This window comes from Pseudomonas sp. NDM (genome assembly GCF_003105095.1).
Lineage (GTDB): Bacteria > Pseudomonadota > Gammaproteobacteria > Pseudomonadales > Pseudomonadaceae > Aquipseudomonas > Aquipseudomonas moraviensis_A.
Genome location: NZ_QETJ01000069.1, coordinates 1 through 25,538, shown reverse-complemented (window position 1 = coordinate 25,538; position 25,538 = coordinate 1). Strand labels below are relative to the sequence as shown.

At 61.9% G+C, this 25,538-nt stretch carries 22 protein-coding genes; 6 read left to right on the top strand and 16 right to left on the bottom strand.

The genetic code is table 11. The features are described 5' to 3' along the window. Nucleotides 1-85: 85 nt before the first annotated feature. The 7 genes from DCO47_RS15560 to DCO47_RS15530 all read right to left on the bottom strand — a co-directional run bounded on the left by DCO47_RS15560 (nt 86) and on the right by DCO47_RS15530 (nt 5,347). A complete protein-coding gene (locus DCO47_RS15560; protein ID WP_116658409.1) occupies nt 86-1,243 on the bottom strand; it encodes a glutathionylspermidine synthase family protein in 1,158 nt (385 codons plus the stop codon). A gap of 1 nt (nt 1,244) precedes the next feature. Then, nucleotides 1,245-1,943, bottom strand: coding sequence for a DUF1190 domain-containing protein (locus DCO47_RS15555; protein ID WP_064363995.1), 699 nt, complete (start codon nt 1,941-1,943; stop codon nt 1,245-1,247). A gap of 18 nt (nt 1,944-1,961) precedes the next feature. Further along, a complete protein-coding gene (locus DCO47_RS15550) occupies nt 1,962-2,387 on the bottom strand; it encodes a DUF350 domain-containing protein (protein ID WP_016772952.1) in 426 nt (141 codons plus the stop codon). Nucleotides 2,388-2,401: 14 nt separating this feature from the next. After that, nucleotides 2,402-3,052 (bottom strand): DUF2491 family protein, encoded by a 651-nt coding sequence (locus tag DCO47_RS15545; protein ID WP_042610647.1) that lies wholly within the window; start codon nt 3,050-3,052, stop codon nt 2,402-2,404. A gap of 212 nt (nt 3,053-3,264) precedes the next feature. After that, on the bottom strand, nt 3,265-3,963 hold the full coding sequence (locus DCO47_RS15540; protein ID WP_116658408.1) for a PspA/IM30 family protein: 699 nt from the start codon (nt 3,961-3,963) through the stop codon (nt 3,265-3,267). Nucleotides 3,964-3,980: 17 nt separating this feature from the next. Further along, on the bottom strand, nt 3,981-4,562 hold the full coding sequence (locus tag DCO47_RS15535) for a YjfI family protein (protein WP_227973166.1): 582 nt from the start codon (nt 4,560-4,562) through the stop codon (nt 3,981-3,983). Nucleotides 4,563-4,792: 230 nt separating this feature from the next. Beyond that, nucleotides 4,793-5,347 carry a cysteine hydrolase family protein gene (locus tag DCO47_RS15530; RefSeq protein WP_065615578.1) on the bottom strand — a complete coding sequence of 185 codons (555 nt, stop codon included), beginning with the start codon at nt 5,345-5,347 and terminating at the stop codon, nt 4,793-4,795. A 101-nt stretch (nt 5,348-5,448) separates the two neighbouring features. Between DCO47_RS15530 and DCO47_RS15525 the strand changes: the two genes are divergently transcribed. The 3 genes from DCO47_RS15525 to DCO47_RS15510 all read left to right on the top strand — a co-directional run bounded on the left by DCO47_RS15525 (nt 5,449) and on the right by DCO47_RS15510 (nt 8,589). Further along, nucleotides 5,449-6,429 (top strand): GlxA family transcriptional regulator, encoded by a 981-nt coding sequence (locus DCO47_RS15525; protein ID WP_116658406.1) that lies wholly within the window; start codon nt 5,449-5,451, stop codon nt 6,427-6,429. 302 nt (nt 6,430-6,731) lie between these two features. Beyond that, on the top strand, nt 6,732-7,841 hold the full coding sequence (locus DCO47_RS15515) for a DUF3182 family protein (protein ID WP_116658405.1): 1,110 nt from the start codon (nt 6,732-6,734) through the stop codon (nt 7,839-7,841). After that, a complete protein-coding gene (locus DCO47_RS15510; RefSeq protein WP_042610641.1) occupies nt 7,831-8,589 on the top strand; it encodes a S9 family peptidase in 759 nt (252 codons plus the stop codon). Before DCO47_RS15515 ends, DCO47_RS15510 begins: the two co-directional genes overlap by 11 nt. Nucleotides 8,590-8,703: 114 nt before the next feature. On the opposite strand, the gene DCO47_RS15505 is transcribed toward DCO47_RS15510, so the two are convergent. The 4 genes from DCO47_RS15505 to DCO47_RS15490 are packed head-to-tail and all read right to left on the bottom strand — an operon-like array spanning nt 8,704 to nt 12,678. Next, the gene (locus DCO47_RS15505; RefSeq protein ID WP_042610640.1) at nt 8,704-9,690 is read right to left on the bottom strand and encodes a lysylphosphatidylglycerol synthase domain-containing protein; all 987 of its coding nucleotides are present in this window, start codon (nt 9,688-9,690) and stop codon (nt 8,704-8,706) included. Then, the gene (clsB, locus tag DCO47_RS15500) at nt 9,687-10,961 is read right to left on the bottom strand and encodes a cardiolipin synthase ClsB (protein ID WP_042610639.1); all 1,275 of its coding nucleotides are present in this window, start codon (nt 10,959-10,961) and stop codon (nt 9,687-9,689) included. Before clsB ends, DCO47_RS15505 begins: the two co-directional genes overlap by 4 nt. Then, nucleotides 10,958-11,755 (bottom strand): endonuclease/exonuclease/phosphatase family protein, encoded by a 798-nt coding sequence (locus tag DCO47_RS15495; RefSeq protein ID WP_083353666.1) that lies wholly within the window; start codon nt 11,753-11,755, stop codon nt 10,958-10,960. The genes clsB and DCO47_RS15495 overlap by 4 nt, the downstream gene beginning before the upstream one ends. Next, nucleotides 11,752-12,678 carry a DUF72 domain-containing protein gene (locus tag DCO47_RS15490; protein WP_116658404.1) on the bottom strand — a complete coding sequence of 309 codons (927 nt, stop codon included), beginning with the start codon at nt 12,676-12,678 and terminating at the stop codon, nt 11,752-11,754. The genes DCO47_RS15495 and DCO47_RS15490 overlap by 4 nt, the downstream gene beginning before the upstream one ends. Nucleotides 12,679-13,068: 390 nt before the next feature. On the opposite strand from DCO47_RS15490, the gene DCO47_RS15485 reads away from it, so the two are divergent. Further along, complete coding sequence (locus DCO47_RS15485; RefSeq protein WP_116658403.1) at nt 13,069-15,171, top strand: mechanosensitive ion channel family protein; 2,103 nt, start codon at nt 13,069-13,071, stop codon at nt 15,169-15,171. A gap of 115 nt (nt 15,172-15,286) precedes the next feature. Here the strand turns inward: DCO47_RS15485 and DCO47_RS15480 are convergent, their stop codons facing one another. Then, on the bottom strand, nt 15,287-19,573 hold the full coding sequence (locus DCO47_RS15480; protein ID WP_116658402.1) for a DEAD/DEAH box helicase: 4,287 nt from the start codon (nt 19,571-19,573) through the stop codon (nt 15,287-15,289). A gap of 276 nt (nt 19,574-19,849) precedes the next feature. Between DCO47_RS15480 and DCO47_RS15475 the strand changes: the two genes are divergently transcribed. Together DCO47_RS15475 and DCO47_RS15470 are read left to right on the top strand one after the other, a co-directional pair. Then, nucleotides 19,850-20,734, top strand: coding sequence for a sugar nucleotide-binding protein (locus tag DCO47_RS15475; RefSeq protein ID WP_042610634.1), 885 nt, complete (start codon nt 19,850-19,852; stop codon nt 20,732-20,734). After that, nucleotides 20,727-21,659 carry an NAD-dependent epimerase/dehydratase family protein gene (locus tag DCO47_RS15470; protein WP_064364004.1) on the top strand — a complete coding sequence of 311 codons (933 nt, stop codon included), beginning with the start codon at nt 20,727-20,729 and terminating at the stop codon, nt 21,657-21,659. The genes DCO47_RS15475 and DCO47_RS15470 overlap by 8 nt, the downstream gene beginning before the upstream one ends. 356 nt (nt 21,660-22,015) lie before the next feature. On the opposite strand, the gene DCO47_RS15465 is transcribed toward DCO47_RS15470, so the two are convergent. The 4 genes from DCO47_RS15465 to DCO47_RS15450 form a co-directional block, all read right to left on the bottom strand. Beyond that, nucleotides 22,016-22,714 carry an OmpW family protein gene (locus tag DCO47_RS15465; RefSeq protein WP_016772968.1) on the bottom strand — a complete coding sequence of 233 codons (699 nt, stop codon included), beginning with the start codon at nt 22,712-22,714 and terminating at the stop codon, nt 22,016-22,018. Nucleotides 22,715-22,909: 195 nt separating this feature from the next. Next, nucleotides 22,910-23,428 (bottom strand): DUF3299 domain-containing protein, encoded by a 519-nt coding sequence (locus DCO47_RS15460; RefSeq protein ID WP_064364147.1) that lies wholly within the window; start codon nt 23,426-23,428, stop codon nt 22,910-22,912. 11 nt (nt 23,429-23,439) lie between these two features. After that, nucleotides 23,440-24,705, bottom strand: coding sequence for an ABC transporter permease (locus DCO47_RS15455; RefSeq protein ID WP_083353661.1), 1,266 nt, complete (start codon nt 24,703-24,705; stop codon nt 23,440-23,442). 1 nt (nt 24,706) lies between these two features. Next, a complete protein-coding gene (locus DCO47_RS15450) occupies nt 24,707-25,417 on the bottom strand; it encodes an ABC transporter ATP-binding protein (RefSeq protein WP_116658401.1) in 711 nt (236 codons plus the stop codon). Between the last annotated feature and the right edge of the window lie 121 nt (nt 25,418-25,538).

Below are 25,538 nucleotides of genomic sequence, written 5' to 3'. Positions count from 1 at the left end.
GAGGCTGCGATCTTTTGATCTTTAAAAGCAACGTCAAAAGATCGCAGCCTCGTTGCACTCGTCAGCTCCTACATGGGGAATCGTTTCAGTCGAGGATCAGGTGCGGCAGGAAGCGGCTGGAGTCCTTGGTGATCAGACTGTTGTCCTCGCGCACACCAATTCCCGCCGCCTCGTCACCAATCACCCACGAACCGATCAGCGTGTAGCTGTCGCCAAACTTCGGCAGCGGCGCGAACTCCTGCAGGATGAACGGCGCATCGGTGTACGGCCCATCCTCTTTGACGATCAGACCCTGGGCCGTTTGCAGCTCGATGTTGGCGCCTTCACGGGAAAAGTACGGCTTGCGCACCCAGCCTTTCGGCACGGCGCTCTGCGGATTCGGATCGAGGTGCGCGGCGAGCAGATTCGGATGACCCTTGTGCAGTTCCCACAGCAACGGCAGCACACCTTTGTTCGACAGAATCGCCTTCCACGCCGGTTCGAAAAACTGCGTGTCGCACTCGGCGATCGCTGTGCCGAACGGTTCATGGAAGATGAATTCCCAGGCGTGCAGCTTGAACAGGTGCGGGATCCAGCGATCCTGCAGATCGACGAACCGGCCTTCAGCCGTCAGGCCGATGTCTTCGATATCGATGTGGCGTGATTCGATGCCGACCTTTTCCGCGATCAACCGCAGGTAGTCAGTGGTGCCTTTGTCCTCGACCGAATCCTTCATCGAAGCGAAGTAGAACGGCCGCTTCAACTGCAGTTCGGCGAAAGCCTGGTGCAGCCTGGTGTCGATGCTGTTGAACTGGTCGGCATGCGGTGGCAGCGTGCCGCGCTCGATGCACTGCTCCAGCCAGCCCCACTGAAATGCCGCCGCTTCGTAAAGGCTGGTCGGCGTGTCGTAGTTGAGCTCCAGCAGTTTCGCCGGGCCGCTGCCGCTGTAGGAAAAGTCCATGCGACCGTACAGATGCGGATGACCTTCGCGCCAGGAGGTGCGGATCATGTCGTAGTACGCCGCCGGAATGCTCAAGCGATCGAGCAACGCCTCGCTGTTTACCACGCGCTCAACCAGATCCATGCACATCTCATGCAGTTCGGTGGTCGGGTCTTCAAGATCGTTCTCGATCTGCGCGAGGCTGAACTGGTAGTAGGCGCTTTCGTCCCAGTACGGTTCGTCGTCGATGGTGTGGAACAGGAAACCGAGGCTTTCGGCGGTGTGCTTCCAGTCGGGGCGCTCGGCGCAGTGGATCTTTTTCATGTCAGCTGCTCGAGCGTCCGGAACTGCTGCCCCAGCCACCCCAGCCGCTGCGGGCGCTGGACTGGCTACCGAAGCCGCCGCGCGAGGTCGAGGCAGCAACGTTCACCGGTTTGCTCTTGCTGCTTTCGTAATCCGGCTGGCTGCGCGTGGTAGTTTCAGCTTTGCGGTACTGCGTTGAGGTGTTGTACGGCTGGCGCGTTTCACGGTCACGGTAAACGCTGCGATCGGCATTGTTGCTCATTGCGTTGCCGATCAGCCAACCGCTCAGCCAGCCATTGCCGCCGCCACCTGAACCGCCGGAAGAGTGCGAGCCGCCGTGACTTGCGCTGCTGCTGGTGGTGTCGCCCGCCGGCATTTGCGCATCGGCAATGGCATCCAGATTTTGCGGCTCTTCACCCTTCTGCGGCACCTTGAAACCGCCGAGTCTGGGGACGAAGCGGCCATCGGAATTTTTCTGACACCAGCCAGCGGCAAAGTCTGCGTCGCATTGGGTCTTGTCGTCGTAGGCCGGGGCGATGCGTCGGTGTTCGCCAAGGGCGGCGACGTAGGCGCTGGAGCAGACGTCGGCGGCCACTTCGGCGTCAACGCACTGTTCAACGCTCTGAAAACTGCGCGGCTGATCCACTGCTGCCGCTTCACCGGAAATGGCCATCGCCACTGACGCGGCGAGGGACAACTGCACGTATTTGCTGCGTTTCATCGAGAGGCTTCCTGCCGGTCAGTGGGACGGGGTCATGCACGCGGCATTGAGCATGCCGACGCTGATCGCCACGGCAGCCACATAAATGCCGGCCGCCACTTCGCCGTTGGCGATGCGCTGGGACGTGCCCTTGAGCACCAGCCCGGTAGCCACGAACGCCAACAATTGCACAACGGCAGCGATAACCGCCCAGAGCACGAAGTCGAGCACGTTGACCGAGTAGGCAATCACGTTGCTCGCGGGAATGGCGAAGCCGATGATTGCGCCGGACAGGGCAATGGCGGCGGCAGTATTGCCGGCGCGGATCAGCTCGAATTCCTTGTGCGCGGTGATGCGCGTGTAGACGAATTGAAACAGCATGAACAGCAACACGGCGCCGATCAGGTAGACGACAAAACCGACCAGCGCGGTTTTGTTCAGGGAAACGGCCAACACTTCCAGCATGAAAAACTTCCTTTTTAGATGGCGCTCAAATCAGTCGTGTACAGCGAGATGCCCAGCGAGGTGCTCAGGCTGACGGTGCCTTCTTCATCCTGTTCGACGGAGAACAACAGCAGTTCGCGGCGATCGGTCAGGCCGGTGTCGCGGGCATACAGCATCGCGTGGTGCTTGATGGTGTAGGACTCGTCCGGGTTGACCACGTGTTCGGTCATTGGCACCAGTTCGGTCTGCTGCAGCTCGGTGCCCCATTCGCGCGTGTATTCGACACCGTCACGGGTGTAGGTCGGCAGGCCGATCAGACTGTTGGGGCCGGCCAGACGCTGCAGTTCGGCGTCGCTGTTGACCGTCACATAGCTGAGGTAGTTGAAAAGGGTGACCGACTCGATCTGGTCTTCACCGGTGACGTGGATCTGTACCCAGAAATCCTCGTCGTTCATGTAATAGCGGTGCAATTTGTTGGACTGGCCGAGATCGACCCAGCCGGCGCTCCACACCGCTTGATCGAACGGCACCCGCACCGACGTCGAGCCTTCCAGCAGCAGCGCCAGGGTCGTGTCAAAGCGCACGCCTTTGCCTTGCGCCATGCCGAGAGGGCCGCTGGCGCCGGTGGTGGTTGGCGCAGCGGTCTGCCAGGTGCTGGTGCCGAGCAAGTCTTTAAACCATCCCATGGGTACGTTCCTTGAAGCGGGTGGAGGTGTTCGGGGTTGAAAAAGTGGCGGTAGTGTACCGGGCGCAGGGGTGTACGAGCAGGGGCAATAGCTCAGCGCAAACAATGTAGGAGTGAGCCTGCTCGCGATGGCGGCGGGTTAGTCAACACTGAAGTTGAATGTTTTGGCCCCATCGCGAGCAGGCTCACTCCTACAAAGGGTTGCGCAACAGCTTACTGCGCGGACTTCTGCTTCAGCCGCTCAAGAATCGCGTTGGCGCTGCCTTCGTTCGGCGTGATGCCGGCGTCGCGCAGCTTGCGTTCCAGGTCGTTGCCGCTGGAGGCGTCGGCCAGTTCGTCCGCTGCGCTCAGTTCGGCAGCGCGTTGCTGCTGCTTGGCTTGCAGGCGATTCAGGGTGCCGACGGCGGTCTCGAGTTTGCCGTTGGCGCCGCCGCTGGCAATGGCTGCGCTGACCTGGGCCTTTTGCACGCTGTCGCGCGCCTTGGCCATGTCGACTTGCTGGCGCAGGCCCTTGATCCGCGATTCGGCTTTGCTGATGTCTTTGCGCATGTTGTCGGCGTAGGCGCCGAATTCATCGCTGAGCTTCTTCTCGGCAGCGAGGTCGTTGGTCAGGGTCGAAATCGCTTCGGCCACTTCCAGTGCCAGGTCTTCGCGGCCGGCATTCAGTGCGGCAACGGCCTTGGCTTCAAGATCCTTGATCTTGGCGTCGTACTCGCTGACGCGGTCGGCGGCCAGTTTGTGTTTGGCCATGATCGTCACCAGTTCGCGGCGGGCGTTCGACAGCGCGCTGTCGGCGTCGCGGATTTCCTGATCGAGGATGCGCAGCGCCTGCTGATCGGCGATGGCTTCGCCGACTTCGTTGGCGCCGCCGCGCAGCGCGGTGAACAACTTGCTCCAGATGGACTGAGTCATTGGATATTCCCTGTTGATTACTTGAAGAAGTGTTCGAAGGCTTCGCTGGCGCGCTGCACGTTGTCGACCAGGGTTTTCACCTCGGTGACCACATTGGTCAGGCTCGAATCCGCGCTGAGGGCGCCGAACATGTTGTAGACGGTCTGCCCGTTGGGCATCGACTCGATACCGATCGACGACAGCGGGAACATCTCGCGGCTGCGCAGCACGGCATCGTTGAACGCCTGGACGTTGCTGATCGAGTCGATGTCCACCAGCACGGTGTCGACGATGATCTGCTGGCCGGCCAGGGCGATGTGAATCGGCAGGCCGCCGAATTCGTTCATTTCCAGCTTGATGCTCGGCTCGGAGCTCTGGATCAGCGACAGCGTGATCTCTTGCGAAGCCACCTCGTCCAGCGCCTTGAGGGCATTGAAGAGGCTATCGATGGTCCAGTTGTTGCCTGCGCTCATGTATTTCTCCGACATGAAAGAGCCAGCCAGGATCGGTTGGCGTAGCTGTTGCTCCATTTGCTTGAGCAAGCTTCGGTTTTCCGGAAGCACCCAAGTCTCGTGTTTCACATAACCGGCGGCGGCCAGGCCTGCGCGCATCTGCTTCATGTAGAAGCTCGAGGGTTTTTTCGCTGACGTCTTGGCACGCTCGCCTCTGGGGCTGGCTGCGGCAGGCGTCGGAGTGCGGCTTGTCATGGCTGGAATCCGGTTATGAGCATCTCACGCGTGGGCCACACTACAACCAATGCAAAGTGCCATCAATGACTCACGCGTGAGATTTTCATGACAGACGCAAAAAGGCCCGCAACGCGGCGGGCCTTTGGGTTGTGCAGTTGTTGCTAGGCGTTGCTGTGCAGGAATTGGTCAGTCGAAACGACAGTGGCGTAGGCGAAACTCAGCGCCGACATGAAGGCTGCGTGCACTTGGGCGGCCGGCACCGTCAGGCCATTGAATTCGAGATCACGGCTGGCGCAGGCATCGTGTATCACCGTGACGTCGTAACCCATGTCCGCCGCCGCGCGGGTGATGCCATCGATGCACATATGGCTCATGCTGCCGATCACCACCAGGTCGGTGATGCCTTGTTCGTCGAGCACCGATTTCAGTTCGGTTTCGCGGAAGGAGTTGACGAAGTGCTTGAGTACCACCGGCTCGTTGGCGCGGTTGCGCACCTTCGGATGCAGTTCGGCGCCCTCAGAGCCGGGAGTGAAAAACGGTGCATCGTCGGAGGTGAATTCGTGACGAATGTGCACCACGGAATCGCCCGCTTCGCGAAAGGCTGCGATCAGCCGCGCGGCGTTGTCGGCAGCGGCGTCGGCGCCGACCAGCGGCCACTTGCCTTGGGGGAAGTAGTCGTTCTGGATATCGACTACGATGAGCGCTTGCTTGGCCATGGGATTGTCCTCGAGACGGTGATTGGGTGTGGCCTCAGTATTGACGCTGGCCGAGGATTCGAGGATTGGCCGCACCGACAATAGACGGGGGAAAACTGACAATGGCTGCACAAAGAGCCGCCACCGCTGAGCTGGGCGTGCTGATTTACCCCGGCGCGCAACTGGCGGCGGTGCACGGTCTGACCGATCTGTTCGCGGTGGCCAACCGTATCGCCGCCGAGCATCAGGCTGCGCGGTTGCCCGTGCTGCGGGTCAGTCACTGGGAGGTTGCAGGCGAGCAGTTGCCGGCGCGGGTCTATGACAGTCATCCGGGTACCGAAGACGCTTTGCTTGCCGTGCTGATTCCGCCGTCCCTCGGCGGGTTCGATGCAGCGCAGATGACCGCGAGCCTGACGCAATGGCTGCGCGATCAGCATGCACGCGGCGCAACCCTCGGTGGCGTCTGCGTAGGCTCGTTGATGCTGGCCGAAAGCGGCTTGCTCGACGGGCGCAGCGCCACCACCCACTGGACCTCGGCCCAGGCGTTCGCCGAGCGTTATCCGCTCATCAAACTGAAGGCCGACACGCCGATTGTCGACGACGGCGACCTGATCACCACGGCCGGGCTGATGGCCTGGTCGGAACTGGGATTGCGTCTGGTCGATCGCTTGCTCGGCCCGAGCATCGCCACCGCAACCGCGCGTTTTCTGGTGATGGAACACAGCGACAGCGCCAGTGAATGCGGAAGCAATTTCGCACCGATCCTCAGTCATGGCGACGCGGCCATTCTCAAGGTCCAGCACTGGCTGCAAAGCACCGGGGCGACGGAGGTTTCGCTGGCGGCGATGGCCGAGCGCGCGGGACTGGAAGAGCGCACGTTTCTACGCCGATTCCGCGCCGCGACAGGCTTGAAACCGACCGAGTATTGCCAGCACCTGCGGGTGGGCAAGGCGCGGGAAATGCTTGAATTCACCAATGGCACGATCGATCACATAGCCTGGACGGTGGGCTATCAGGATCCAGGCGCGTTTCGCGCGATCTTCAAGAAGATCACCGGGCTGGGGCCAAGTGATTACCGCACAAGGTTCGGCCTGACGCGATAGCCCAGGCAACGATGAACTACTGTAGGAGTGAGCCTGCTCGCGATAGCGGTATCTCATTCAACACGAATGGTGACTGATCCACGGCTATCGCGAGCAGGCTCACTCCTACAGGGGAATGGGCTGAGGCGCGGGATCGTGCAATTTGCCGGAGTTTTACCCGCTGTCGTGCAGTTTGAAACAGGCGCGATGCCAGCACTTCGGCGGCAAACACCCGATAACCGGGCGGTTTGTTGAGATCGATGATTGGCCTGATCTCTGCAATTTCCGTGAGTGAACCCATCGACTGATGAAAAGGGGAACGCATGACCCCGACACCCAGCAAGAAAATCGTCGTGGCCCATTCGGTGCGTGCCGAGGCGCCGCAACATGAAGTCGAGACCAACAAGGCCCTGGCGCGCTGGCTGGCGCAGATTCTCGGCTGCAAATTCGGCGGCAGTTACGATCCGGCGAAACATTCAGGCCGCGAACTGTACCTGCTGCCGACGCAAACCATCGTCGGCGCCGCCCATGCTCAAGCGCTGGGCATCAAAGGCCCTGATGACTTGTGGGGCGGCTACGTCGAATACGATTTCATCTGCACCAAAGCCATCAGCCACGGCCTGCGCAGCCATCTGGCGCAGGCGCCGCAGGGCTGGTCGCCGCTGTTCTCGGAGCGGGTGCGCAACGTCGTACTTGATGGTCTCAGCGTATTCGCCCTGGAAGATGCGCGGCCCGCCGCCGAGCATCTGCTGTACGCCGGGCCGATTCGCTTGAAACCGATTCACGCGTGCGCCGGTCGCGGCCAGGAAGTGATCAAGAGCCTCGACGCGTTCGATGAAATCCTCGCGCGCCCCGAAGCACAAAGTTTGTTCAGTGACGGCGTAGTGCTGGAGCAGGACTTGCGCAACGTGGTCACCCATAGCGTCGGCCAGTCGTTTATCGGCGGCAAGGTCTTGAGTTACTGCGGTGATCAATACTTGACCGAGGACGGTCATGGCGAAGAGGTCTACGGCGGTTCGAACCTGCTGGTGGTGCAGGGCGGCTATGACCAATTGCTCGCGCTGGATCTGCCCGATGATGTGCGCCTGGCCATCGAACAGGCTCAGGTGTTCGACAGCGCAGCTGACGAAGCCTACCCACGCTTCTTCGCCTCGCGGCGCAATTACGATATCGCCCAAGGCCTGGACGCCGACGGCAACCAGCGCAGCGGCGTGCTCGAACAATCCTGGCGCATGGGCGGCGCCAGCAGTGCCGAAGTGGCCGCGCTGCAAAGCTTCGTCAACGATCCACAGATGCGCGCCATCCGCGTGTCGTCGGTGGAAACCTATATCGATCAGGCGCTGCCGGCGGACGCCATCGAGGTCTATCGCGGCCCGGCGGAAAACAGCGCGTTTCTTCTCAAATATGTGACGGTCCAATCCTATGACGGCTAGAAGCGAAAGCATTCAAATCGACATCGATGACGAACAGATGAGCGGGACTTTTCTCAGTCCCAAATCGAAAGTCCCGGGGGTGTTGTTTGTTCACGGTTGGGGCGGCAGTCAGGAGCGCGATCTGGAACGGGCCAAAGGCATTGCGGGCCTGGGTTGCGTATGCCTGACCTTCGACCTGCGCGGGCATACCGGCGGCACCGGCATTCCGCTGACCCGCGTGACCCGTGAGGATAATCTGCGTGATTTGCTGGCAGCCTATGATCGCCTGCTGGCGCACCCGGCCCTCGACACCTCGGCGATCGCCGTGGTCGGCACCAGTTATGGCGGTTATCTGGCTTCGATCCTGACCTCATTGCGCCCGGTGCGCTGGCTGGCGCTGCGCGTGCCGGCGCTGTACCGCGATGAACAGTGGCACACGCCCAAGCGCGATCTGGACAAGGCCGATCTGCGCGATTATCGCAATACGCTGGTGCGTGCCGACAGCAATCGCGCCTTGCACGCCTGTTCGCAATTCACCGGTGACGTGCTGCTGGTGGAGTCGGAAACCGACGACTTCGTACCTCACGCGACGATCATGAGTTACCGCGCAGCGTGTCAGCAGACTCACTCGTTGACTCACCGGATCATCGATGGCGCCGATCACGCATTGAGTGATCCGGTGTCGCAGCAGGCCTACACGTCGATCCTGGTGGACTGGATTACCGAGATGGTGGTGGGGGAGCGGTTGAGCATTATCCAATCCAGATGATTTTCGGTGGTCTTGCGGACGCTATCGCGAGCAGGCTCACTCCTACATTTGGAATGCGTTCCCCCTGTAGGAGTGAGCCTGCTCGCGATTGCAATTTCCCATTCAACAACTCTCTCAGGACGGTTTTTTCTCGATCCGCAGCGCCTTGGCCTTGGCCTCCACCACCAGATACATCACCACCGTAATCAGCAGCGGCAACAGAAAATAAATCGCCCGATACGCCAGCAATCCCGCCACCAGACTGCCGCGCGACGCTTCGTGCTGCAGCAGCGCGACAAACACCGCTTCAAGGACGCCCAGCCCTGCTGGAATGTGCGTGATGACCCCGGCGATCGCGCTGATCAACAGCACGCCCAGCACCAGCGGATAATCCAGTTTGCTCGGCAGCAAGGTGAAGATCACCGCCGCCATCAGCGACCAGTTCAAGGCGCCCAACAGCAATTGCAGGACCGCCATGCGCAGCGACGGCAGGTTGATTTCCACGCCGCGTATCGACCACTCGCGGCGCTTGGAAAACTGACACGCCGCCAGGTACCCGGCACTGACCAACAGCAACAACACACCCACCAGTTGCAGCGCGTCACTGCTGAGTTTCCAGCCTGGCGGCATGCGCACCAGACCGCTGCTGAAGACCACACCGGCGATGGTCATGTAGCCGAACCAGTTGGTCGCCAGGCTCAGGCCGAGGATCTTGGCGATGTTGCCCTTGCTTACGCCGAGCCGCGAATACAGCCGATAACGCATGGCGATGCCGCCGACCCAGGCGCTGAGGTTGAGATTGAAGGCGTAGCTGATGATGCCCACCGGCAGGATCTGCTTCCACGTCAGGTCCTGACGAATGTAGGTGCGGCCGATCAGGTCGAAACTGGCGTACACCAGAAAGCTCAGCAGGGTCAGGCTGGCGGCGATGATCAGCGTGCGCACCTTGAAATCGGCGAGGGTTTCCAGCACCTCGGCCCATTCGATGCGCGTGGCGAACATTGTCAGCAGGACGATCAGCGCGAGGAAAAACAGGAGGGTCAGCGGACGTTTCCAGCGGCTCCATTTCGACGGCGCCGCGGGTGCCGAATGGCTATCGGAATGGACTTCGGAATGACTCATGGACGCGCACCTCGGAAAGGCTTCAGACGCGGTTTATGCGCCGGCAGCCAACCGGCCATGGCCGGGAAGTGCCGCAGGAAGTGGAACACCAGAAAACCCACAGTCATGTGCCAGATCCGTCCACGCGGCAACAGCTTGGCGTCCATCGCCTTGCAGTGGTTCTGGCTGAGGTCTTCGAGGCGTTCGTACAGGTGCTGATTGAAGGCGCGGTCGCGGATCAGCACGTTGGCTTCCAGATTCAGCGACAGGCTCAGCGGGTCGAGATTGCTCGAGCCCACGGTGCTCCAGTCATCGTCGACGAGCGCGACTTTGCCGTGCAGCGGGCGTTGGCAATATTCATGAATCTGCACGCCGGCGCGCAGCAGATAATCGTAGGTCATGCGCGCTGCCAGTTTCGCGACGAGCATGTCTGGCTGGCCCTGCAGGATCAGTCGCACATCGACGCCTCGGCGGGCGGCATTGCGGATTTCGCGCAGCAAACGGTAGCCGGGGAAGAAGTAGGCATTGGCGATGATCACCCGGCGCTTGGCCTTGCGCAGCACCTGCAGATAGACGTCTTCGATATCGGTGTTGTGTTGATCGTTATCGCGGAACACCAGCCGTACCTGGCCGTCGTGATCGGTGAAAGCCATTTCCGCCAGACGCTGGCGCCGACGCTGCCACCAAAACCGCGCGCGTCCCGGACGACCGCTTTGCAGCAGGGCGAAGTGATGGATATCGGCGACCACCGGGCCCTGGATCTCCACCGAATAATCCTGCTTGGCTTCAGGGCCGAAATCGGCCAAATGATCGCCGGAAAAATTGATCCCGCCAATGAACGCGATCAAACCGTCGACCACCACGATCTTGCGGTGCAAACGGCGAAACCAGTTGGTGCGGATGCCCAGGTGCTTGGGCGCTGGATCGAAGATCTGCAGATGCACGCCGGCATCGCTCAATGCCGACAGATAGCCGGTGCTCAGCTCGCCGCAGCCGAAGCCGTCGAGGCTGACCGTGGTGCGCACGCCACGCTGGGCGGCTTCGATGAGGATCTGCTGCAACTCGGCGCCGACCTTGTCTTCGAAGACGATGAAGGTCTCCAGCAGAATTTCGCTCTTGGCCGCGCGCATCGCTTCGAACACACGGGGGAAATATTCCTCGCCGTTTTCCAGCAGTTCTACGCGGTTATTGCTGTGCCATTGATACTCGACGTCAACGTGGCCGGGCTCGCGCACCGGCGGGTTCAGCGTGACCGGTTCGACGGCGGATTTTTCCAGTGGCGCACTGTTCATAGTTCAATCTCCACCGATAACGGTGCGTGGTCGGAAAGATGTGACCAGGGCCGGTTGGTCAAGACTTTCGGCAGGCTGGCCTTGAGGTTGCGCACGTAGATGCGGTCGAGCCGCAGCGCTGGCAGTCGCGCGGGAAAGCTGCGCGCCGGTTTGCCGTGGTGTTCGGCGAATACTTCGCGCAGGCCACAGGGCTTGAGCTGCGCATCGGCGCGCTGACGCCAGTCATTGAAGTCGCCGGCGACAATCACCGGCGCATCGGCGGGCAATTCGGCGAGACGTTGCAGCAGCAGATCCAGTTGTGCATTGCGATGGCTTTCGCGCAGGCCCAGATGCACGCAGATCGCATGCACCTCGGTGCCGTCTCCGGGCAGGCGCAGCACGCAATGCAGCAGGCCACGGTTTTCATGGCCGCTGATCGATACGTCGAGGTTGTCGTGGCGGATGATCTGAAATTTCGACAGCAGTGCATTGCCGTGGTCGCCCGCCGGGTACACCGCGTTGCGCCCGTAGGCGAACTGCGGCCAGAGGCTGTCGGCGAGGAATTCGTATTGCGGCATCGTCGGCCAGTTGTCGTAGCGTTTCGGATGCTGCTCGTGAGTGCCGTGGACTTCCTGCAGAAACACCACGTCGGCGGCGACGCTGCGCACCGCTTCACGCAACTCCGGAAGGATGAAGCGCCGGTTCAGCGCGGTGAAGCCCTTGTGGGTATTGACCGTCAGGACAGTGAACGTTCGCACCGAGGGTGAGACCACGGAGCCTTCGTCGGTAAAACCGACCGGTTCGGGAATGCTCATGACAGAACTCCTTCAGCGGCGACTTGCCCGGGAGTTGTGGCGAGGTCTTTGTCGAGGTCGAAGCGCTGCAACAGATTGCGGGCGTCGTAGGGCGCGCGGACTTTGATGTCGTTGTCAAAGTAGCAGAACACTTCACGGGATTTGCGTGCGCGGGGTTTCAGGCGTGGGGCTATCAGATGTGCGTCCTCCGGCTGTTTGCCGTGATGCCAGGCGTCGATGCGCTCGGCCCAGCGCTTGAGTGCTTGTTCGGAATAGCCGCTGGCGTAGAGCTCTTCAGCACCGTGCAGGCGCAGATAGACGAAGTCGCTGGTGAGGTCTTCGCGGTACGGCCATTTGCCGGCGGTGTCGGCAATGACCAGTGCGGTGTTGTAGCGTTTGAGCAGGCGCACGAATTGCGGGTCGATGAAACTTTCATGACGGATTTCCACCGCATGGCGCAGCGGTTTCTTGCGCCAGGCCTTGACGCTGGCATGGCCGGGCAGATGCGAATCGTGCTGGCGGGCGAGGGCGGCTGCGGCTTGGGTATCGTGGGGCAGTTGCGCAAGAAACTGGTCGAAGCGCTCGGCGTCGAATTTGAAGTTGGGCGGAAACTGCCAAAGGATCGGCCCGAGTTTTTCCTTCAGCTCCAGCACGCCTGAGGCAAAGAAATTCGCCAGCGGCTTTTCGATGTCGCGCAGGCGGCGCACGTGGGTGATGAAGCGCGGCGCCTTGACGCTGAATACGAAGTCATCGGGCGTTTCGGCGTACCATTGGGCGTAACGTTCGGGTCGTTGCAGGGCGTAGAACGATCCATTGATTTCAATGCTGTTGACCGCGCGGGAGGCGAACTGCAATTCGCGCTTCTGCGCCAGTCCCTTCGGGTAGAAATCCCCGCGCCACGGGGCGTAGCGCCAGCCTGAAATACCGATGTGAATCGTCGCCATCCCATCCTCCCGTAGAAAGTCCTCGTGTTGCCGATGTTCTGTGATGACTGCGCCGGGGGCGGGAAAGTTTCGGTGGTGTTACGGACGGTCGCGGGTGAAGCGAGGATCAAGAGCTCACCCCCTCACCCCAACCCTCTCCCCCAAGGTGGCGAGGGGGAAGGGAGCAGATCTTCATGTCTCCTGAAATCGCGTACGACTGTGAAGGGAGCAGATCTTCATGGTCTTCAGGACTTGAGTCCGACTCGGGACGTGCAGGTCGGTGAGATGGATCAGGCAACTCGGTCGGCTCCCTCTCCTGGGGGAGAGGGCTGGGGTGAGGGGGCTCTTGAACTTGCCGCGCAATTACCGATCAGTTCCTTACAGGTTGTTCAGCCACGGGAGATCGGAGTTTTGCGCAATTTCAGGATCGCCATTCTGCTGGGAGCGCTGTTGTGCTTCGGCTTCAACACATCGCAGGCCGCCGCGCTGCCGGGCGTTCCGGCTCCCGCTGAAACGGCGGAAAAGCCCGCCGAACCGGAACCGCTGGTGCAGGGCGGTCTGCTCGGGGCGATCAGTTCGAGCATTGACGACGTGCAGGAAAAACTCGACCTCAATGAACATCTGGTTGATGCCTGGCGCCTGCGTGCCGACCGCGCGGCGGATGAGGTCGATCGGCTGGTCAAGCAGCCGTCGAACCGTTCGGGCTGGAGCGTGGCCGGGGATTTCCTCACGCTGTCGGGTGTGTGGCTGGGCAGTTTCGCCCTGTTGACCGTGCTTGGCAGTCTGCTGGCCAAGCGTCTGCGCGAGGGGCGCTGGTTGCGCACTCGCCAGCGCAGTCAGGACCTGCTCGGCTATGTGCTGCCGTACACCGTGCCGGCACTGATCTGCCTGCCGCTGACGCTGTATGTCAGCCATTTTCTTCAAGGTTCGGTGGGGCGCGCGCTGGCGCTGTGTCTGGCCTACGCCACCAGCAGCGGTATCTTTTCCACGTCGATGTTGTTGTGCGTCGTGGTGATGTTCAACGTCGGCCACAAACGCACCGCCGCGCGAATCATCCGTGAATACTGTCCGCGACCGCTGTTCCTGATCGGTTTTCTCGCTGCTCTCAGTGATGCCCTGACCAGCCCGCAGATCGCCCGGCAACTGGGCGGCAATATCACCAGCAGTATCGCCGTGTTCACCGGGCTGATCGCCTCGGTGATTTTCGGTTTGCTGGTGATCCGCCTGCGCCGGCCGGTGGCGCATCTGATCCGCAATCGCCCGTTGGCCCAGCGTTTGAAACAACCGTCGCTGCAAGAGTCGCTGCGGATATTTTCCGGGTTGTGGTACTGGCCGATCGTGCTGATGGTGCTGGTCTCGGCGGTCAGTCTGATCGGCATCGGCGAGGACAATCAGAAAGCCCTGCGCTGCGCCTTGTTCACCACCGTGCTGCTGATCGCCACAGTATTTCTCAGCACCGTGTTGCAGCACCTGTTCAAGTCGCGCAAGGCCGAGGCGCTCCAGCGCAGCAGTGCCTACAAGGAACGCTTTCTCAGCCTGTTGCACGCGTTGCTGCGTATCGTCATGGCGATTGTGTTCATCGATATTCTCGGGCGGATCTGGGGCGTGTCATTGCTCGATTTCGCCCAGAGCAGCACGGTGGGCCGGGCGATCAGCAATGCCTTGAGCAGTATCGGCCTGATCTTCCTGGTGACGTGGTTGCTGTGGGTCGTGCTCGACACGGCGATTCAGGAAGCGCTGAAACCGCCGGTCAGCAAACGCGCGGCACGCCAGCCGAGCACGCGGGTGAAAACCATCCTGCCGTTGTTGCGCAATGCGATCAAAATCATCCTCGTGGTGATCTGCGCGATCACTACCATGGCCAATCTTGGCATCAACGTCGCGCCGCTTCTGGCTGGTGCCGGTGTGGTCGGTCTGGCGATCGGTTTCGGTTCGCAGCAACTGGTGCAGGATGTGATCACCGGGCTGTTTATCATCATCGAAGACACCCTGTCGATTGGCGACTGGGTGGTGCTGGATTCCGGCCATGCCGGCACTGTGGAAGGCTTGACCATCCGCACCCTGCGCCTGCGTGACGGCAAGGGTTTTGTGCACTCGGTGCCATTCGGTCAGATCAAGGCTGTGACCAACCAATCACGCCAGTTTGCCTTCGCGTTTTTCTCGGTGCAGTTCACTTACGACACCGACGTCGACAAGGCCATCGAGCTGATCCGCGAGGCCGGCGATTCGATCCGCGAAGACCCGTTCCTCAAGTACAACCTGCAAGGGCCGCTGGATGTGTTCGGGGTGGACAGGATGGATCTCAACGGCGTGGTACTGACGGCGCAATTTCGCACGGTATCCGGTGGGCAATATGCGGTGAGCCGGGCGTTCAACCAGCGCTTGAAGAAGCTTGTGGATAACACTGCAAATGTGCATTTTGCGCAGACTTATCCACAGCAGGTCTTTTTGCCGAAGCGGCAGGAGGAGGGGGCGGTGGTGGCGGCTGAGGTGCCGCAGGAGTCGCGGACCTGATCTGAGCTCTGCGTTGAATGTCCCGGCCTCATCGCGAGCAGGCTCACTCCTACAGGGGAATGCATTCCAGAATGTAGGAGTGAGCCTGCTCGCGATGGCACTACAACAGACACCCTCAATGCCGGATCAACTTCCGGCCTATCTGCTCCATGGCCACTTGGTCCAGTTCCACCCAGATCTGCTGTTTGCCGGCAATCACAGCCGCCACGGGCACGCCATCGCGATACACCAGCCGATTACTCACCAGCGCCGGCACTTTCACCCCGGGCAACAGTGTCCCCGCCAGGTTCAGCGGATCAACTCCACATACCGCCACCAGACTGCCGTCATGCGGGCGCCGGCGCACTTCGCGCAATAGGGGAATCGCCTCCGGCAGCGCGAATTGCTCGCCCGCCAGACCACTGACAAAGCGCCCGCCACGAATCTCGCCCCGCGCCTCCAGTCGATGGAAGGTGCGCAGCAATTCCCGCCAGCTCGGCAGCCAGTCTGCTTCCCGTTCCAGCAAGCGCCAGAACACCACGCCGTAGCGGCGCAGCAGGGTCATTGCCACATGTTCGAGCGTCTCGGCTGTGTCTGCTGACGAACCACGGCGCAGCAACGCCCAGCGCCCGGCATCGTCCATTCCGCCGATAAATGCGCCGCGCCCGCGTCGGCTACTGCGCTGCTGGCGCTTGCTCGCCGGGGTGATCAGCGCGCGCAGACCGGCGAAGCTGTCGGCATTCACCAGCCCGGCGGCGACCAGTTCCTGCAGGGCGATTTCCAGCTCGCTGCGCAGCAGGCGCGCTTCATTAATCAGCTCATCAAAAAACAGCGCGCCATGCTGACTCAGCGCCTCGAAGACTTTCTGCGTTTTCAGCGATAACTCACTCACTGGGGTTTGCTCAGCCAGCGCACTCCACAAACCCACCTGACTGCGCGGCAGCAGGACAATCGGCGTGCTGCGCAATGCCGAGCCGCTGACTTTCTGTCGCGCGCTGATACGCGTCCACACCAGTTTGCCGTTGCGGCACAGCTCATCCAGCCAGCTCGGCGAATAGTCCTTGAGGCGTGCCGGCAGGATGTCGCTGTCCCACGCCGAAGCTGCCGCCGGGTAACCTTCGAACTGGCCGACAATCGCTGGCAACACTGCGCTGCCCTGACCTTGGGTGGTCGGTGACAAATGCTGCCAGTCGAATAGAAAGCGCGTGAAGTCCTGCAACGCCACCGGTTCGATTTCCCGACGCAGGCGCTTGACCGTGTAGCGATGGATGCGCGCGAGCAGATGGCGTTCGCACCATTCTTCAATCGCGCTTTTCGGCGTGAACTGCCCGCGCAAGACGTAACCTTCACGCTCCAGTCGGGCGAGGGCCTGACTCACTTGCGCGGCGGGCAGGGCGAGCGGCTCGGCAATGGTTGACAAAGGGGTCGGCCCAAAGGCACCGAGGCGGGCGCGGATCACTTCGACCAGCGCCTCATCGAATGTCCACGCCTCGTCGAATCCGGGTAGCGCCACTGCTGCGCTCGCCAACGTCGCCTGTGGATAAAGTGCCTGCAGACAACTCAAACGTTCGCGGGCCAGCCATAGCTGATGCTCGGCGTCGATCCGCAGCAGGCAGGCGCGGCCGCTGGCCATCAGCGCTTGCAACCAATCCAGCCAAGCCGTGTTGGCTTGCGCTTCGGCGTCACTGATGCAGGCAAGGCTCATCAGTGCTTCGTGCATTTCATCCATGGAATCGGGCGACGGCCAGGCTTCTTCGCGCACCGCCGTGATCGCATCGGCGTCCAGCGCGCCGAGGTCATCGGTCGATTGCGGATCGCTCCAGCGCCGGTTGATCACCGCTTGCGTGCGCCGCTCTTCCAGCGGCGCGTCATCAAGAAACGTGTACGGCCGGGCGCTGAGGATTTCCGCCGCCAGCGGCGACGGTGCCGGCAGGTCGCGGCTGATCAGCCGCACCTCGCCACGCTCCATGCGCCGCAGCAGGGTCAGCCAGCCTTCGCTGTCCATCGCTTCGTGCAGGCAATCGTCGAGGGTCTGTTCCACCAGCGGATGCTCGGGGACTTCGCGCTCGCCGGCGAGGTTTTCCAGGCAGGCGATCTGGTCGGGAAACACGCTGGCGATCAGGTCTTCGCTTTTCATCCGTTGCAGCTGCGGGGCGACTTTGCGTCCGCCGGTAAAGCGCGGCAGCGCCAGCGCCACCCCGGCATTCCAGCGCCAGCGCACGCCGAATAACGGCGCATCGAGCACGGCCTGAATGAGCGTGTGTTCGGCGCTATTACTGTGCAGATAACGCCAGACTTCATCGAGCTCGAAGCTGTGACTGGTGGACAGCGACAGCACGATCGCGTCTTCGCTGGCGGCGGCCTGCAACTCGAAGTTGAAGGTGCGGCAGAAACGCTTGCGCAGGGCCAGGCCCCAGGCGCGGTTGATGCGGCTGCCGAACGGCGTATGGATGATCAGTTGGGTGCCGCCGGACTCGTCGAAAAACCGCTCCATCAACAGCGTGTCCTGCGAGGGCAGGGCGCCGAGGGTTTGCCGGGCGCGAGCGAGATATTCGACCAGTTGCTCGGCGCTGGCGAGGTTGAGGCCAAGTGTCGTGGTCAGCCAGTCGAGCGCCGGTTGCAGATTACCGGGGCTGGCGCTGAGCAGCTCATCCAGATGCCCTTGCAGGCGCGCGACGGCGGCCGACAATTCATCGCTGCGCCCCGGGGCTTCGCCGAGCCAGAACGGAATGGTCGGTGGCATGCCCTGCGCATCCTCGACGCGGACCTTGCCGCTCTCCACCCGCAGGATGCGGTACGAAGTATTGCCGAGCTGGAACACGTCGCCAGCGATACTTTCCACGGCGAAATCTTCGTTGACGCTGCCGATGCTCAAGCCCTGCGGTTCGAGCAGCACGCTGTAGTCGGCGTTGTCCGGGATGGTGCCGCCACTGGTCACGGCGGTCAGTTGCGCGCCGCGCCGGCCGCGCAAAGTGCGATTGACGACGTCGCGATGCAGGTATGCGCTACGGATGCCCTGACGGCCGTTGTACCCTTCGGCGAGCATGCTCAGCAGGGCCTGATAGTGCTTTTCGTCGACATCACGGTAAGGCCAGGCGCGACGGAACATCGCCAACAAGGCGTCCTCCGACCATTCCTGGCAACTGACTTCGGCAATGATCTGCTGCGCCAGCACGTCGAGCGGTTTTTCCGGGATGTGCAGCGTATCGAGCTCGCCCCGGCGCACGCAGTCGAGAAGAGCGGCGCACTCGATCAGGTCGTCGCGGGTGGTGGCGAACAGACGGCCCTTGGGTGTGCCGCCGACCTGGTGGCCAGAGCGGCCAACCCGTTGCAGAAACGCGGCAATCGAACGCGGCGAGCTGATCTGGCAGACCAGGTCGACTTCGCCGATATCGATGCCCAGCTCCAGCGACGCGGTGGCGATCAGTACCTGCAACTCACCGCGCTTGAGGCGCTGTTCGGCGTCGAGGCGAAACTCCTTGGCGAGGCTGCCGTGGTGCGCCGCCACGGCCTGCTTGCCGAGGCGTTCGCTCAGATGCCGGCTGAGGCGCTCGGCGAGGCGTCGGGTGTTGACGAAAATCAGCGTGGTGCGGTGCTCGCGAGCGAGTTCGGCGAGGCGGTCATACACCAGTCCCCAGACATCGGTGGCCATCACCGCCGACAACGGCACCGGTGGCACCTCGATGCCCAGGTCTCGTGGGCGGGCGTGGCCGATGTCGACGATTTCGCAGGGGCGTTCGTGACCGACCAGAAACTGCGCCACCGCCTCCACCGGTTTCTGCGTGGCGGACAGGCCGATCCGGGTCAGCGGCCCGGCGCAGAGTGCTTGCAAACGCTCCAGGCTCAAGGACAGATGACTGCCGCGCTTGCCGGCGGCCATGGCATGGATTTCGTCGATGATCACCGTGCGCGTGGTGCCGAGCATCTTGCGCCCGGATTCCGAACCGAGCAGCACGTACAGCGATTCCGGCGTGGTGACCAGAATGTGCGGTGCGTTCTTGCGCATGGCGGCGCGATCTTTTTGCGGCGTGTCGCCGGTGCGTACGGCGGTGGTGATCGTCAGCTCGGGCAGGCCCAGTTCGCGCAATTGCGCGGTAATGCCGGCCAGCGGATTCTGCAGGTTGATCTGGATGTCGTTGGACAGCGCTTTCAGCGGCGAGACATAGACCACCAGGGTTTCGGCGGGCAGGCCGTCGGGGTGTTCGAGGCCGCGGTGCACAAGCTCATCGAGCACGGCGAGAAACGCGGTCAGGGTTTTCCCCGAGCCGGTGGGCGCCGCGATCAGCGTCGACCGGCGCTGCTGGATCAACGGCCACGCACGGGCCTGAGCGGCGGTGACCGCCGGGAAAGTCTTGTTGAACCAGGCGCTGACGGCGGGGTGAAAGCCTGCCAGAGCGCTGTTGGCGGGGAGGGGCAGATTCATGACAGAAGTTATGCGGGCGAGGGCGGGAAGATGCAAGTACCGTTCGGACCCCTTCGCGAGCAGGCTCGCTCCCACCTTGGAATGCGGTCCCCTCTAGGAGTGAGCCTGCTCGCAATAGCACCAGTGGGGGCGATACAAATCCCGGCATCTACACTTTACGGGTGACGGTTGCGCACTAAACCCGCAAAATGCAACGATTCCGGCAATGATCGACCACGGCGCCACGCGTGCCGTCGTCAAAGCCATCGTTCCAATCAGACTGGGCCTGCTGACTCTATGCGAATGCGCCTTATGTTACTGGGCGGCGGAAATGCCCTTGGGCAGGCGCTGATTCGCCTCGGTGCGGAAGAAGACATCGGTTTCCTCGCCCCCCGCCCGCCCGAAAACGGCTGGGATGCCGCGAGCCTCACACAACTGCTCGACGACACCCGTCCCGATGCGTTGATCAACCTCGCCTACTATTTCGACTGGTTCCAGGCCGAAAGCGTCAGCGAAAGCCGCATGACCGGCCAGGAACGCGCCATCGAGCGTCTGGCCGAACTGTGCCAGCACCACAACATTGTCCTCGTGCAGCCGTCGAGCTATCGGGTATTCGACGGCTCGCGGGCCACGGCCTACAGCGAAAAAGACGAACCGGTGCCGCTGGGCCTGCGCGGTCAGGCCTTGTGGCGCATTGAACAGAGCGTGCGTGCGACCTGCCCGCAACATGTGCTGCTGCGCTTTGGCTGGCTGCTCGACGACAGCCCGGACGGCACTCTCGGACGCTTTCTCGCCCGCGCGGAAAAACCCGAAGAATTGCTGCTGGCCGATGACCGTCGCGGCAACCCCACGCCGGTCGATGACGCGGCGCGGGTGATCATTTCCGTACTCAAGCAACTCGACTGCGCCGCGCCGCTGTGGGGCACTTACCATTACGCCGGCCACGAAGCGACCACGCCGCTGGCGCTGGGCCAGGCGATTCTCACCGAAGCACGCAGCCTGCACGCGCTGGCCATCGAAGCACCGACTGCGCAGGCACACGCCGCGCGCCCGGATGCTGCCGAAGAGCCACAACATGCAGTACTGGCCTGCAAGAAAATTCTCCACACTTTCGGGATCAAGCCGCGCGCCTGGCGTGCCGCCCTCCCGGGCTTACTGGACAGGTTCTACCGACATGGCTGAAGGAACGGTTTTAATCACTGGCGGAGCCGGATTCATCGGCTCGCACCTGACCGATGCCCTGCTCGCCAAGGGCTATTCGGTGCGCGTGCTCGACGACCTGTCGACCGGCAAACGCAGCAACCTGCCGCTGGACAATCCCAAGGTCGAATTGCTGGTTGGTGACGTTGCCGATGCCGCATCGGTGGCCCGCGCCATGCAGGGCTGCAGCGCTGTTGCGCATCTGGCTGCCGTGGCCTCGGTGCAGGCCTCGGTGGACGATCCGGTGAAAACCCACCAGAGCAATTTCATCGGCACCCTGAATGTCTGCGAAGCCATGCGTCTGGCCAGGGTCAAGCGTGTGGTGTACGCCTCCAGCGCGGCGGTGTACGGCAACAATGGCGAAGGCGAGTCGATCGACGAAGACACCCCGAAAGCCCCGCTGACGCCGTATGCGTCGGACAAACTGGCCGGTGAGCAGTACTTCGATTTTTATCGTCGCCAGCATGGCCTGGAACCGGCGATTTTTCGCTTCTTCAACATCTTCGGCCCACGCCAGGATCCGTCCTCGCCGTACTCCGGGGTGATCAGCATCTTCAGCGAACGCGCCTCCAAAGGTTTGCCGATCACCGTGTTTGGCGATGGCGAGCAGACCCGCGATTTCCTGTATGTCGGCGATCTGGTCGATTTGCTGGTGCAGGCGATTGAAAAGCCCGAAGTGCAGGAAGGCGCGGTCAACGTTGGCTGGAATCAGGCGATGAGCCTCAAGCAGATGCTCGAAGCGTTGAAATCGGTAGTCGGCGAGCTGCCGCCCGTGAGTTACGGGCCGGCACGTTCGGGTGATATCCGCCATTCACGGGCGGATAACCGACGCTTGCTGCAGCGCTTTGAAATGCCGCCGCAGACGCCGATGAGTGTGGGCTTGGCGCGGCTGCTCGGGCGTGCCTGATAAAGCCCTCACCCTAACCCTCTCCCAAAGGGAGAGGGGACTGACCAGGGTGACTGGGCGAAATACGCCGACCTGAAATACCGAGCCGAACTCAGTTTTTGAACAACACACAAATCGGCTCCCTCTCCCTCGGGAGAGGGCTGGGGTGAGGGGCCCCGATCTCGAACCCCCACACGACTCAGCACCAAATGAAAAAGGCGCCCTGCAACAGGCGCCTTTTTCACGGCCGGAATATCGCTATCCCTGTGACGAGGGAATCTTATCCCCCGATCGACTGCGTACGGTCGTCGTCAGTTCTGTGCCTGCCCGCCACCAAGCCTCATTCACCACCACGTGAACGTTCGGTCAAAGTCAGCTTAGAACTTATAGCCCAAACCAACCATGTAGATGAATGGATCGACGTCCACATTCACCCGTGCACGGGTGCCGGGTGCGACGGCGTTGTTCTCGACGGTCGCGCGGGTGTCGATATCGATGTAGCGCACCTGGGCGTTGAGCATGATGTTGTCGGTGATCATGTAGTCGGCGCCGACCTGCCAGGCCAGGCCCCAGGAATTTTTCGCCTTGAAGTTGCTGAAGCCGTTGGCGCTGGCTTCGCTGCCGACGTGTTCGTCGTAGATCCAGGTGTAGTTGATGCCGCCGCCGACATAGGGCTGGAACGCCGATTTCGAATCCAGTGGGTAGTAGACGACGCTAAGGGTCGGCGGCAGGTGTTTCAGGGTGCCGAGCTTGCCATTGGCGGCGGGCAATGCGGTGCCCTTGAGCTTGACGTCATGCTCGAACGGCGTGGCTGCCAGCAGTTCGATGCCGATGTTATTGGTGAGCATGTAGGCGAAGTTCAGACCCAGTTGGGTGTCGCTGCTCATGGTCGCCTTGCCGCCCAGATTGGTGCCGCTCAGCGGGCCCTGATCGACCTTGACGCTGGAGCTGTCGGCCTTCGGGTTGACGGTGATCGCGCCGGCGCGCACGAGAATGTCACCCGCCTCGTGGGCGTGGGCGAGCGGGGCTGCGAGCGCAAGGGCAAACAGCGAGGCGCTGAGCAAGGACTTGTTCATGGGGGCTCCGAAAGACATGAAAATATTCGATGTCCAAGGGTACGAAGCCGTCTGATACGGTGTTTTGACTCAGCTCAATGAAACCGTCATACCCCCAAAAAGATCGCAGCCTTCGGCAGCTCCCACAGTTGAAATGCGATCCCATGTAGGAGCTGCCGAAGGCTGCGATCTTTTGATCTTGAAATCTACCGGAGTCTACTCCGGTAGCTCATACGCATAAATCTTCTCCGCCTCCATCTGATACCCGGCATCGGCCAGTTCACTGCTCGAGGCTTTCACCTGCAACGGTCCTTCAACCCAGTACGGCTGATACAGCTCATCGAGCTTCACCCCCAGCTCGCTTTTCACATGAACGATCTGGTTCGACGGCGGTGGCGGTACGTGGATGCAGGCGCCGAAATACGGCACCAGCAAGAAGTCCGTGGTGCGTCCCTCTTCGCTGACTTCCAGTGGCACGATGTAACCCGGCAGGCGAATGTTCTGCCCGTCGAGGCTCTTCACCACCGGTGCGTTCGGCATGTCCTGCTTGGCCGCCGGCGCGGATTCGGCGGAGAGTGCGTCGCCCATCTTCGACAGGTCATGCAACGGCGTCATGTTCGGCACTTCCGGCGCAGCGTCCGAAGGGATCATTTCCGACCAGGTCAGGTCTTTCGGCGCCGCGGCCCACACGGGCAGGGCGACCAGCATCAGCAGCGCAAGCAGGGCGCGGGGCATGGTGAACATCCTCATAAACGGATCGACAGGCCATCGGCCAGGGATTGGCGATACGCGCGCCAGGCCGGCACGCTGCCCATCAGCAGCGCGGCCGCCAGAATGCCACCGAGCAGCGTCCATTCATACTCGCTCGGCCACGCCAGTGGCAGGTACAAGCCGTAGTTGGCCTGCACGTAGCCTTGCGCAGCGGCGATGCCGATGTACAACAACGCCAGCCCGGCGATCACCCCGGTCAGCGCCAACGCAAAGGCTTCCAGCACCAAAAGGCTTGCGATGTGCCACGGTCGCGCGCCTACCGAGCGCAGAATCGCCATCTCGCGGCGACGCTCATTGAGGCTGGTGAGAATCGCCGTGAGCATGCCGATCAACCCGGTCAGCACAACAAACAGCGAAACCACGAACAGGGCCTTTTCGGCCGTGCTCATCAGGCTCCACAATTCCTGCAAGGCCACGCCCGGCAGGATCGCCAGCATCGGCTCGCCGCGGTATTCGTTGATCTCGCGTTGCAGCGCGAAGGTGGAAATCTTGCTGTTGAGACCGAGCATGAACGCGGTGATCGCTTGCGGCGTCAGGTCCATATTGCGTGCCTGATCGGCGCTGATCCGCCCGTTGCCGCGCGCCGGCACGCCGTTGTGCCAGTCGATGTGAATCGCCTCCATGCCGCCGAGGCTGATGTGCAGCGTGCGGTCTACCGGGGTGCCGGTGCGCTGGAGGATGCCGACCACGGTGAACGGTTTGTCGTCGTGCTTGACCAGGCTGATCGCCGCCACGCCGTGGGCCAGTACCAGTTTGTCGCCGAGCTTGTAATGCAGCGCTTCGGCGACTTCGGCGCCGAGCACCACTTCGAAAGGATCATTGGCAAACGCACGTCCGTCTGCCAGCGCCAGATGTTGCTGGCGCCCGTACTGGTAGTGCTCGAAATAGGCTTCGGTGGTGCCCATCACGCGATAGCCGCGATGGGAATCGCCGAGGGACATGGGGATCGCCCACTTCACTTTCGGGTTGCTGGCGAAATGTTCGAAGCTGTCCCAACGAATGTTGTTGGTCGCATTGCCGATGCGAAACACCGAATACAACAGCAGATTGACCGAGCCGGAGCGGGCGCCGACGATCAGGTCAGTGCCGCTGATGGTGCTGGCGAAACTGGCTTTGGCTTCGGTGCGTACGCGCTCGACGGCGAGCAGCAGGCACACCGAAAGAGCAATGGCGAAAGCGGTGAGCAGGGCAGTGAAACGGCGGTTGGCCAGGCTGGCCATGGCCAGACGAAACAGATACATCTCAGACCTCGGCAGACGTGGCGGCGCGGTTAAGCTCGGCCAGGGACAGGTGACGGTCGAACAGCGGCGCCAGGCTCTGGTCGTGGCTGACGAACAACAGACTCGATCCGGCCTCGCGGCATTCGGCGAACAGCAGGCGAATGAAGTTCTCGCGGGCGTCGTAATCCAGCGCCGAGGTCGGTTCGTCGGCGATCACCAGTTCCGGTTGGCCAATCAATGCGCGGGCGGCAGCGACCCGTTGTTGCTGGCCGATGGACAATGAATCGGCGCGGCGACTGAGCAGGCTTTGGTCTTTCAGACCCAAGTGGGCAAGCAACGTGGCGGCGGCTTGATCGACGCTGCCGTGGCGCTGTTTCGCTCGTTGCGCGCGCAGTTTCGAGAAGTGACACGGCAACTCGACGTTCTCGCGCACCGAGAGAAACGGCAGCAGATTGAATTGCTGGAAAATGTAGCCAGTGTGATCGACACGAAACGTATCGCGCTTGCCGGCGGAGAGTTCGGTCAGCTCCTGGCCGAGCAGGCGAATGCTGCCGCAATTGGGCTTCTGCACCCCGCCAAGCAGGCCGAGCAGGGTGGTCTTGCCGCTGCCGCTGGGGCCTTTGAGAAACAGGGTTTCGCCGGCTTCCAGACGAAACGCCGGGATGTCCAGCAGCGTCGGGTGACCGGGCCAGTTGAAGCCCAGGTCGGAAAGTTCGATGAGTGCTTGGGTCATTTGAAACCGATCGGGTAGTTGCGTGGCCACTGTGTAGGAGTGAGCCTGCTCGCGATGGCGGTGGGTCAGTCAGCATAGATGCTGAATGTGCTGGCCTCATCGCGAGCAGGCTCCCTCCTAC